This window comes from Elusimicrobiaceae bacterium (genome assembly GCA_028700325.1).
GTDB lineage: Bacteria > Elusimicrobiota > Elusimicrobia > Elusimicrobiales > Elusimicrobiaceae > JAQVSV01.
In genome coordinates this window covers 1-11112 of the sequence record JAQVSV010000065.1, presented here as the reverse complement: position 1 = coordinate 11112, position 11112 = coordinate 1, and the positions used below count along the sequence as shown (strand labels likewise).

Here is an 11112-nt window from a genome sequence, read left to right as displayed (position 1 = left end):
CCAGCCCGTAATCCGGCGCGCGCGCGGTTCTGTTTCCGAAATAAAGTTTATAAGCCGCCGGGGCCGGCGAATCAAACACCGCGTAAACCGGCAGGCAATACGCGGTCACGCTCCTGACCGCAAGAGGCGGATTGTCGCCGTTTGAAATGATCAGCTCCGGAGCGGTTTCATCGGCGAATTGCCGGCGGACGGGAAAACTTTTCCCGCAGCCCGGTTCCTGCCCTGAACCCACGCAGCCGGCCGCAGCGAAACTGTTACGGACGGAAACCAGTCTCGCCTGCCGGCTGTACAGACCGTCCTGCGCGGTCAGCTCAAGTTCCGCGATGTAGAGGTTTCTGGCAGGCAGGTCGAGCGTCAGAACGGTATCCTTGCCGCGCTGCGCGGCGGAAAATGGAATCTCGATTTTTTTCAGCCGGTCATATGCGCCGGCGCGCAGCACCGCGCTGACCTGCGTTATGCCCACTGGCGGCGAAGTTTCGTTATCAAGCTCAAGCCGCAGAAAACGGTATCGGACCGGCGCGAACCGCACCTGCAGTTTCGCCCGGCCGCCCTGCCGGAAAATATATTTTTTAAGCGCGACAGGCCGCCAGTCCGCGCCGGTATCGCTCCCCATTACGTTTACAGTCTTTATAAATTCCTCGGCGGGAATTTCCAGAAGCACGCCCATGACATCTCGTGGTTTGCCGAAATCAGCCAGCACGACGGTCATTTTGCCTTCCTCGCGGATATCGGTCTGAAGAACAAAATCCGGCGGCAGGTTCCGTACGGTGAAATATGGAACGTCCGCGCCGCCGGGCGTGCGCAGGCGCAGATCAGCCAGATCCGGCAGACTCCGGTCAATAACGGCTGTCGAAAGCTCGATTTTATTAAGGCCGGCCGCGCCGGCCGCCACAGTCTGGACATAATTCCAGCCGGCCCGCGCCGGCGTTACGCAAACCGCGCACAGCACGAAGCTAAGGAACGGATGTTTCATGATTGCCTCGCACGAATCTCTGATAAAGATAGGAAACCACTATCAGCAGAACAGCCAGCCCCACAAACGCGCCTACCCGGTACAGTTGGCCCAAAACCCACAGGTCATGGAAAAACAGTTTCAGCACGGTCGCCGACATAAGCGCGACGGCGGCAAGCCTGCCTGCCCGGGATCTTTTGTACAGTCCCGCCACCAGCAGGCCCAGCGCGAACAGACCCCAGCCGAGCGTGTACACCATATCCCGCACAAGATTGCCCGAAAACTCGAACGTGAGAGCGGAACCGGCGCTGAAATAATCCGCTATTTCGATATTCAGAAGCAGGAACAGCAGAATAACGCCCATGCCGGAAAGCACCGGAGAGGGTCTGGTGGCAAAAAGCTCTCCCTCGTTTTCAGGCCAGAGTTTCGCGCCGATAAAACAGGCCGCCGCAACCAGCCCGTAAGTATACAGATACCAGTTGAAAACCGGCACGTCCTGCCGGATATGATAAGTCAGCACCGACCCGTTCAAAGCCAGCCGGGCGAAACTTGCGGCAAGCAGAATATACGCCGCCCGCTTAAGGCCCGGATGCGGCAGCCGGGCATACAGCCACACAAGCGCCGCGCCCTCAAGGCCCCAGGCTATGGTCAGCCACTCCCGGTCAAACTGGACCGGGAAAATCAGCGTTATGAAAAACAGCGTCATTCCACCGGACCAGGCCAGCCGGGAACGACTGAACCCGTCGCCTCCCCGTCCGCGCGCCTCAAACAGCGCAACCGCCAGATACAGCACGGCAAACGCCGCCGGCACAAACCCGCGCGCCAGCGGCGGCACCAACGGCTTGCACGCGCCGTAAACAAGCAGAAACTGCGCGCAGCCCGCCAGCGCGGCGGTGATCCATACGGCCGGCATTTGCGAAAACCTGCCCCGCGCTATATACGGATACGCCAGAAAAACCGCCAGAAACAGGCAGTGCCACGCGATGCCGGCCGGCTCCATCCCGGTTTCCATAACGGAATGCCACGCCAGTTGCACCAGAAACGAACCGATCAGCGCCATATAGGCGGCCTCGCCCTTTGTATAAACGCGCGCGGCAGCCAGCAGCAAAACCGCGACGGCAAGCGCCGCCCCGAACGCCGCATGAGGCGCCAGCGGCTTGAAATAAAACACCGCAACGAACATCAGCATGAACGAAGGCAGCACGGACAGCAGCGAAAAATGTTTGAACAGCGGGTTGTCCGGCGGCATGTCCAGCGCGCCCGACAGTTTTTTCAGCCCCGCGCCCACCCCCATGAACACGCCCGCCATAACAGCCGCCATTATCATCAGGCCGATGCCGCCGCCCGCAAGCGGCATTTTAAACAGCCAGAAAAGCATCACAATCAGCACCAGCGCGAAGCCTCCGACCGCAAGACTCGCCGCGCCCAGCGCCGCCGCCACCGCCAGCCCGGCGGCGGCGATAACCGCAACAGCGGGCCATACCAGCCACGAGCCTGTCCCGCATTTAAAAATCAGCGGCAGCAACGGCAGAAGGCACAGCGTCGCCGCCAGCCCGTCGGCATAAGTTATTTGCGTCTTGCCACGCGCTCTCATATAAAGCGGAAATATTCCGCCCAGAATGGAAAACAGCACGAAGAAAAACAGCGCCAGCGGCAATGTTTCCGGGGTGACGGAATAAATTGTCCAGCGCAGCAGCGTGACAAAATTCAAAAGACTGACGATCTTGCGCCACGGCTCGTAAAATCCGGCCTCGCGCCAGGAAAGCGCGCAGAGCGTGATATTTACCAGCATGAGCAGCGTAAATGCCGGCGCAGGGCGGCCCGCCAGTCCGTTAAACCCCGCCATATTCCATGCGGCCAGCACTCCCGCTATTGCCAGCGCCGGAGCGGAAGCCCCGGCGAAATCATCTTTCAGGCGGAGATTGTCCCTTAAAAACGACATTGCGGCATATAGCGCGGGAAACAGCGCGAACACCGCCGCCGCGGGCCAGACCTGTTCAACCGAAAAGAACCTGCCATACCACGAAAACTCAAGCGCCAGCGTACCCAGGCCCGAAAGCCAGACCAGCGCCGGCCACCGCATCCGCGCCGCCAGCGCCAGCAGCGCTATATCGAGCAGACCGATATAGCTGAATAAAGCCAGCGTGCGGGCTTCTCCGGCAGACAGCAGCAGCGGAGTCAAAAACCCGCCGGCCAGCCCCAGTATGGCTACAAACTGCGCGTTCATGTGAACCGACAGGAAAAACGCCGACGCCGAAACAATCGCCATGAATAAAAACTCCGGCCCCTGCCCGATGAAACCGTAAAACGAACCGGCGGCGTATACGGACGCGTACAGCACGGCTATGCCGCTCGCGCACAACGTGTCGGACGTGATTTTCACTCCGCGATCCTTAATATATGCTCCCCCGGTCACAAGCGCGGTTCCGCCGGCAAGACCCAGCGCCACCCGCACCAGCGGGCTGAGGTAACCCGCATCAATGGAATATTTGACAAAAAACACCAGCCCCAGAAACAGCGCGAACCCGCCCAGCCAGGCGAACAGGCTTGCGCCCGCGAAATTTTCCCAGTCCACCGTTTTTGCGGGCGCCGGGCCGGGCATATCCGGCTCAAGCGCGCCCGGTATCGGGCCGGGTTCGGCGTGCGGCCGCAAAACCGGCGCGGGAACGGATCCGGGCGCGGCGCCGGCCGGAGGCGCGCTGCCGGGCCCGACAGCGGACGCTTCCTGCCGAACTGCGGTTTCAGAAGATGTTTTAGAAACGGCTGGCGCGAATTTTCCGGACAGCAGACTGATATACCGCTCCAGCTGCGAAATCCGGTTTTTCAGCGATGAAATTTCACGCTCGGCATCGCCTATCCTGGCGGACTTGGCGATCAGATACACTACCGCGACAAATAATAGAAAAGTCATTGCCTGCATCCTCTCCTGTGCGAAACAATTGACACTTTTAGAATAGCACATTTGCCGCCATTGTGAGTATGGCGGAGCTTGACAGACGCTGTGTCGGCGGTGTGAAAAATATGATACGCTGTGATGAATTATTTTAAAGTACGGGTGGAATAATGGATAACGAAACAAAAAAGGAGCTTTCGCTTAAAGAAAGCATGGGCATCCTGTTCGGTTCGTCAAAAGCGTTCTGGCTGATCAATATGGTCAATTTCGGGGACGGGATAGCCTATTTCGGCATCCTTACCCTTCTGACACGGTTTCTCGGCACCCGCGTCGGCATGCCGGACGCGCTGACCGGAATAAGCGTTTCCGCTTTTACCGGGCTGGTCACGCTGTTCATGTTCGGCGGCGGGTTCGTGTCGGACAGACTGGGAGTGCGGCGCGCAATTACCCTGTCGCTGGGCGCGCTTTTCACCGGGCGGGTGCTTATCACCTGCGCGCCGTGCGACGGACATGGGTTTACCGCCTACCTGATCGCGTGGTCAGGCCTGTTTTTCATGGCGGCGGGTTCGGGTATCCTCCAGCCCGCGCTTTACGCCGGAGTGAAAGAGTACACCGACGAGCGAACCGCCACCATCGGCTACAGTTTTCTCTACGCCATAATGAACCTCGGCATAGTGGCTGAAAGTTTTGTTTCGCCTTTTGTGCGGACAGGCGACAAATTCCTCGGCAACATAGTCGGGCTGGGCTGGGGAATTGACGGCGTTTTCTGGATCTGCACGGCCATCACCGGATTTATGATGCTGGTGCACATGACGCTGTTCAACGCAAAAACGGAAGCCACGCACCGGCTTGTAAAAGACGTCCCGCATACCGGCCCGCAGCTTACATGGAAACAGAAACTCGCCGAACTGCCTTTTCTGGACTCCCGGTTCATGTTCTTCATTTTTATTCTGCTGCCCGTCCGCACGCTTTTCGCGCACCAGTTCCTTACCATGCCGGATTATGTGTTCCGGGCCTTCCCCGAAGCGGTCAGCCAGAAATTCGAATGGATAAACGGGCTCAACCCGTTCATTATCGTTATTTTCGTGCCGCTTATAGCGGCGCTGACGCGCAAAGCCAATATCATCACCATGATGATCATCGGCACCAGCATCTCCGCCGTGACCACATTCCTGCTGGTGCCCGGCCCGAACCTTAACATGCTGATAGCATATGTGATCCTGTTTTCGCTGGGCGAAGCGGTATGGTCGTCCCGGTTTCTCGAATATGTAGCAGACCTTGCGCCGGCCGGCAAAGTGGGCGCGTATATGGGTCTTGCCGGAATACCGTGGTTTCTCGCCAAATTCACAACCGGCCTTTATTCAGGCTTCATGCTGGAACGGTTTGTGCCGCCCGCAGGCGCGCAGGACACTTCAACATTATGGCTCATTTACGGAATTATCGCCTGCTTGTCGCCTATCGGATTAATACTTGCAAAAAAATGGGTCGAAGTCGCGCATATACCTAAAAATAGCTAGGCCGAGTAAACTCTATTGCCATCGTATTATGATTCAAAATATACTGGACATGCATCCTATCAGTATATATACTATACTGAACTGGCAGGATGTGAATATTATTCGTGAGGGCTAGACAAATCCCTGCGGGGGGACTATAGTATGACACGCAAGCTACTGATCGTTGACGACGAAACTTATATACTTGATCTCCTGTCTGATATGTTCAAGATAGAAGGTTATGAAGTGTTCTGCGCGCTGAACGGCGAACAGGCCATAGAAATGCTTCGGGATACCGTGTTTGATGTAGTCATCACAGATCTTGTGATGCCGAAGATGGGCGGAATAAAACTTTTTCACGAAATTAAAAAGGTTAATCCATTCGCCCAGATAATCATTATTACCGGGTATCCCACATTGCAGGGCATAGCGGAACTGTTTGAAGCGGGTGCATCGGATTTTCTGCTCAAGCCGTTTCCTCTGGCTCTTATAAAATCGCTTGTAAAGGCCTCGTTTGACCGGATGGACCGCTGGTATTCGTTGCGGGAAGAATGGGCGACCTACAGGGAAAAGCAGAAGACAAAATATTTCTCATGATAAAAGTGCTTATTGTTGACGATGACGCAAACAACCGGTCTTTGCTGTCTGACATTTTAACGTTCAAGCATCCGGAATACGGTTTTTTCTTCGCGAGCAACGGCAAAGAGGCGCTCGACCTGCTCAGAGCCGAATTGCCGGATCTGGTTCTGCTTGACATAGTAATGCCGGACATTGACGGGTTTGAGGTGCTGGAGCAGGCAAAAAACGACGACCGGATAAAAAACATCCCGGTTATTATCACCACCGCCATAGACGACACCAAAACAAAAGTCCGGGGGTTCCGCCTGAAAGCGGCGGACTATGTGGTTAAACCTTTCACGCCGGATGAAATTATCGCGCGGGTAGAGGTGCACCTCCAGACAAAGCTGGATCAGGACAGGCTGAAATCAATGAATGAATCCATCCTGCGCACGCAGGCGGCATTCATTGAAAATTCAAAGATGATCGCGATCGGAAACCTCGCGGCGGGCGTGGCGCACGAATTCAACAACATTCTTTTCATCATGCAGGGCTATGTGGAGATGTACGCCGACAGCAAATCGCCGGACGATCTGGCCAGGATCTGCAAGGTTTTCAAAGACCTTGTTTCCCGCTCCAAACTGATAGTGGAAGGGCTTATGGGGTACACAAAGCGCACGTCCGGGATGCAGAAAATCAATCCCGCCACGCTGCTAAAAGAAAGCCTGGCACTGATGAACGAACAGTTCTCCAGCCACAACATTGAGGTGAAGCCGGACTTCGAGGAAGTGGGCGAGATACGCTGCAACGCCGACCAGATTTCGCAGGTTTTTCTAAACGTGATCATAAACGCGGTGGAAGCCATGCGCGACTGCCCCAGGCGGGTTCTTACCGTTACGCTCAGGCCCTGCGGCCGAACCCCGCAGGATCTGTGCCGCACCAATCCCCACCTGCTGTGCCAGAATAACGGCAAATGCATCACGATTTCGTTCAGCGACACCGGCCCGGGCATCGCCCCGGACGTGCGGGAACGGCTGTTCAACCCGTTTCTCACCACCAAAGGCATCATCGGCGGCGGCAACGAAACCGCGCCGGGCAAGGGGCTGGGTCTGTTCATTTCCTACGGCATCATAAAAAACCACAGCGGGCACATCATGATCAATCCCGGCGAAGGCACGGGCGCGACGGTGAACATTGTGCTGCCGTCCAGATAACGTTTTTCGCCTTCAAAAAAGCGGGCCCCGGTTCAAACCGGGGCCCGTTTTGAAAACAGCCAGGCGGCGTCACAGCAGCTGGAACACAAGCTGTTTAACGCGGCGGAACCGGCCCGCCGAAAACCAGCAGTTTCACCTCACCGGTAAAATCCGCGCCGGTAATCCCTTTCACAAAAGCGTTATACCGGGTTTTGATTTTCTTGCCGGAACCGGCGTTGCCGGGCTTGCCGATGCGGGCCACAAAATCCCCGGCGACCGGAAAAGCGCTGATCAGCCGGGCGCCCGGCTCGGCGCTGTCCTTCACCGAATAGATTAAAAGGGCCTGCGTTTTCGTCTGCGGGTTGGGAAACATTGCCAGATCGGTGCGCAGTTCGACAGTACGTTCCGCCACAACCACGGTTTCAACCAGCCGTATTACGGATAAACTTGCGAAATTGAAATCTCTCACGGTTGCGGCAGCCGGTATGGCATCAAGCATCCGCAAACAGCTGCTGTCGCCGCGAAAGGCTATCCGGCCGGCAAAAACCGTAAGATTGGAAAGCAACGTTCCGGCATCAGGCGCAGGACTGATTTCCCGTTCCGCAAACCCAAACCCGGCATTTATGTCCGGCTCCACCCAGCGGGCGCGCTTGTAGCCGAACGGAGTGTCGAGATTGCTCAGCAGATACCCGTAAGTATGCTCGGCGCCGGCATGAACCGCATCGCCCTCCTGCCGGGCCACGCCGATCAATGCGGCGAGCGTATCGTATATGGAACGATTGAGGATGGTTTTTTTCGCGCCTTCGTCGAAATTCAAACTGCGGCCCCAAAGCAGTTGGATTTCATTCGACCGGGCGTCACGGCGCATCTGCGCCAGCAGCCCGGGCGCGTGTTTCTCAAGCAGCGGCAGAACCGGCTGTTCAAGCGAAACAGCCGTCTCCATAAGCCGGACTATGCCCGCCCACGGACAGTCAAGCTTCGTTTCCGGGGTGCCCGGTCCCGCAGCCGGACAAACCGGCTGCTGCGCCAGCACCGGGGCGCCAACCAGCAAAACAACGCCAAGCATCGTTTTTCTCACAATAATCGCCTTTCAGGCAAAAATAACCGCCTTGCACTTATGATAGCATTTTGCGAACACCCGAAAAACGCATGGCCGGACCCGGCTCCTTCGCGCACGGAACCCGACCGGCCTGCTTCGCAGCAGCGGGGCGCGTGCGCGACCCGCTGCGCCCGCCCGTGATCCGCACCGGCTGCCTCAAAATAAAAACCCCTGCCTTCGCGCAGGGGTTTTTTATCTGTTTCCGGTTTTTGCCTACAGATAGATGATCGAGCAGTTTGAAAAAGGCGCCACTTTTATCGCGGGCTTGTCCGCGCCGACGTTTTTGGCCAACCGGTCCAGAAAACTTTTCCAGTTATAAGCCACAAAATCGTCCTGCGCGATGATGACAAACGTGCCGTCCGGATGCGCGCCCTCTACGGACTCTTTTGAAAACCGCCTGAGATTGCGTATCTTGTCCGCCGTTTTGGCATCTTTAGCCGAACCCGCCTCGGAAGCCTTGGTTTCCGCCCAGCACAAATCCCGGCCTTTCAGAGTGTACTTCACGCCGTTAAGGCTGAGATAGTTTTCCAGTATGCGGAAATCGGAGGAATAAACGACATTGCCATCCTCCATAAGCTGTTTCAGCTGGGACTTCATGTCCCGCGTCACTACACCTTCGTCAACCCCTTTTTTCAATAGCCCCCAACCATCCACCACCTTCAATAACGCCATTCCCCCTCCCACGGCAAACAGCCCTTTTGATTTACCCCGCAAGCTTCCCCAAGCTGTACGGACTCTCTGCCGTTGTTTGCAATTACTGCTATATTGTATCACGAAATATGATTATGTCAAGCCGACAGTATTGTTTATGCCGAATAGAAAAAACCCCGCGTTTGCGCGCGGGGTTTTTTGTCCCGATACGACCGGGACGGTTTGGCACTTCGAATTTCAATAAGCGGCGTTGGCCTGAGCCACAAGCTCGTCCATCAGTTCCCGAACCGGCATAATGCGGTCTATGCGGGAAACATTGCTTCCGGCGAACACTATCGCATCGTCCAGCCGGCCTTCCACGGCGTTTATCATGGCTTTCGCTATGCAGTACGGCACCGTTGTGGGATTGCAGCTGCGCAGGCAGCGGTACGCGCATTTGTTTGGTATGGTTTCCCCGCCAAACACACGGTCGAGAAACTTCGTGCGGAGCGCGCGGCCCGGCATGCCCACGGGACTCTTGATAATGAAAATATCCGCGGCGGTGGCTTTGAGATAGGCCTCCTTGAACGCCTGAGCCGCGGGGCACTCGTCGGTAGCTACAAACCGGGTGGCGATCTGCACACCGCCAGCGCCCATTTTAAGGAATCCGGCTATATCCGCTCCGGTATAGACCCCGCCTCCGGCTATGACGGGAATTTTCCGGCCGGCTTCATCCGCATAGACCTTTACGGCGGCAATCACTTGCGGCACGATTTTTTCAAGCGTCAGCCCGGCATCGCCCAGTTCAGCGGTGCTGAACCCCAGATGTCCGCCGGCCATAGGCCCTTCCACCACCACGGCATCCGTCAGGCGGTTATAGCGCCGTTTCCAAGTCTTCATTATGATGTTTGCCGCCCTGGCGGACGACACTATCGGAAGCAGCCGCACCGGCGATTCGCCGACCAGTTCCGGCAAATTGAGCGGCAGGCCCGCGCCGGAAACGATGAAATCGGCTTTTTCCTCGGCCGCCGTTTTAACCAGTTCCTCGTAATTGCTCAGCGCGAACATTATATTAACGCCGATTACGCCTTTCGACAATTCCCGCGCGCGCCGTATTTCACGGCGCAAACCGTCATTCGACACTTTCACCACGTCAGGGCAGTATTCCTCGCAATAACCCAGCCCCACACTCGCTATGGTGCCCGCTCCGCCGCAATTGGCTACAGCGGCGGCAAGCCCCGAATCCGACACACGCACTCCCATGCCGCCCTGAATAATGGGTACGGCAATCTTCAGGCCGCCGATATTTAACGGCGGCAAAATGCTTTTCATAAGAAATCTCCTTGGCAACGCCTGACAGTATGGCCCGGAGTCTGGTTCGGGGAATGTGCTGGATAAAACCGAACGGCAACAATCTTCCCGGCGGATAATGGCCCTACGGATAAATGGCCGGGACAGTGGACCAGTCTGTGGCATTGCGTTCGACCGGCAGCCCTGCTGACTATCGGCACGCCGCTCTTGCTGATAGGGTACCATATTTGGAAACCGGCCCACAATCCGGAAGGATTTCAAGGGGTTTTGCAAAATGGTAGAATTACGTCATCATGACCAGGGATTTACTGCTTGCTTTCGATCAGGGAACCACCAGCTCCCGCACCATAATTTTCGGCGTGAACGGCGAAATACTGGCGCAGGAATCACGCGAGTTCGCCCAGATATACCCGCAGGAAGGCTGGGTTGAGCACAACCCGGGGGAACTGCTGGGTTCGCTTGTCGAATCGGCAAAAGCGGTCTTTGGCTACAGCGGGATAACTCCGGGCAGGATCGCCGCGATCGGCATTTCCAACCAGCGGGAAACGGTGCTGCTGTGGGATAAGAAAACCGGCGAACCGGTCCATAACGCCATCGTCTGGCAGTGCCGCCGCACGGCCCCCCAATGCGAGGAACTTAAAAAAGCCGGGCTGGCCGATAAAATACGCGAAAAAACCGGACTGGTGCTTGACGCCTATTTCTCCGCCACTAAAATACGCTGGATTCTGGACAATGTACCCGGCGCGCGCGCCAGAGCGGAAACCGGGCAGCTCTTGTGCGGCACGATAGACACCTGGCTCCTGTGGAACCTCACCGCAGGAAAAGTGCACGCCACGGACTACACAAACGCCTGCCGCCCCAGGCTCCGCCTGCGGCAAGAGTAGAGCGGAATCATCCCCACGCTGCTTCGCAGCGACCCGTTGATCAATTCCAAAGGAACCGGACAGCTTCCGCTCCGTATCCCAACGGTTCCCGCTCCA

The 11112-nt window shown here is 56.8% G+C and carries 9 protein-coding genes; 4 read left to right on the top strand and 5 right to left on the bottom strand.

What is annotated here, in order from left to right:
- Positions 1-973, bottom strand: a 973-nt coding sequence (locus tag PHW69_08125) for a hypothetical protein (protein ID MDD4005151.1), incomplete at its 3' end; no start/stop codon positions are given.
- The gene (locus tag PHW69_08120) at positions 954-3863 is read right to left on the bottom strand and encodes a DUF2339 domain-containing protein (GenBank protein MDD4005150.1); all 2910 of its coding nucleotides are present in this window, start codon (positions 3861-3863) and stop codon (positions 954-956) included. The genes PHW69_08120 and PHW69_08125, both read right to left, overlap by 20 nt.
- A 152-nt stretch (positions 3864-4015) precedes the next feature.
- On the opposite strand from PHW69_08120, the gene PHW69_08115 reads away from it, so the two are divergent.
- From PHW69_08115 to PHW69_08105, 3 genes are all read left to right on the top strand, one after another.
- Positions 4016-5362 (top strand): MFS transporter, encoded by a 1347-nt coding sequence (locus tag PHW69_08115; protein ID MDD4005149.1) that lies wholly within the window; start codon positions 4016-4018, stop codon positions 5360-5362.
- A gap of 141 nt (positions 5363-5503) precedes the next feature.
- Positions 5504-5938 carry a response regulator gene (locus PHW69_08110; protein MDD4005148.1) on the top strand — a complete coding sequence of 145 codons (435 nt, stop codon included), beginning with the start codon at positions 5504-5506 and terminating at the stop codon, positions 5936-5938.
- On the top strand, positions 5935-7113 hold the full coding sequence (locus PHW69_08105) for a hybrid sensor histidine kinase/response regulator (protein MDD4005147.1): 1179 nt from the start codon (positions 5935-5937) through the stop codon (positions 7111-7113). The genes PHW69_08110 and PHW69_08105 overlap by 4 nt, the downstream gene beginning before the upstream one ends.
- Positions 7114-7207: 94 nt before the next feature.
- On the opposite strand, the gene PHW69_08100 is transcribed toward PHW69_08105, so the two are convergent.
- From PHW69_08100 to PHW69_08090, 3 genes are all read right to left on the bottom strand, one after another.
- A complete protein-coding gene (locus PHW69_08100; GenBank protein MDD4005146.1) occupies positions 7208-8170 on the bottom strand; it encodes a hypothetical protein in 963 nt (320 codons plus the stop codon).
- Positions 8171-8404: 234 nt separating this feature from the next.
- Positions 8405-8863 carry a hypothetical protein gene (locus PHW69_08095; protein ID MDD4005145.1) on the bottom strand — a complete coding sequence of 153 codons (459 nt, stop codon included), beginning with the start codon at positions 8861-8863 and terminating at the stop codon, positions 8405-8407.
- A 216-nt stretch (positions 8864-9079) separates the two neighbouring features.
- Entirely contained in the window at positions 9080-10153 is a 1074-nt protein-coding gene (locus tag PHW69_08090) for a nitronate monooxygenase family protein (GenBank protein MDD4005144.1), read from the bottom strand.
- Positions 10154-10425: 272 nt separating this feature from the next.
- Between PHW69_08090 and PHW69_08085 the strand changes: the two genes are divergently transcribed.
- Complete coding sequence (locus tag PHW69_08085) at positions 10426-11016, top strand: FGGY family carbohydrate kinase (GenBank protein ID MDD4005143.1); 591 nt, start codon at positions 10426-10428, stop codon at positions 11014-11016.
- Positions 11017-11112: the final 96 nt, after the last annotated feature.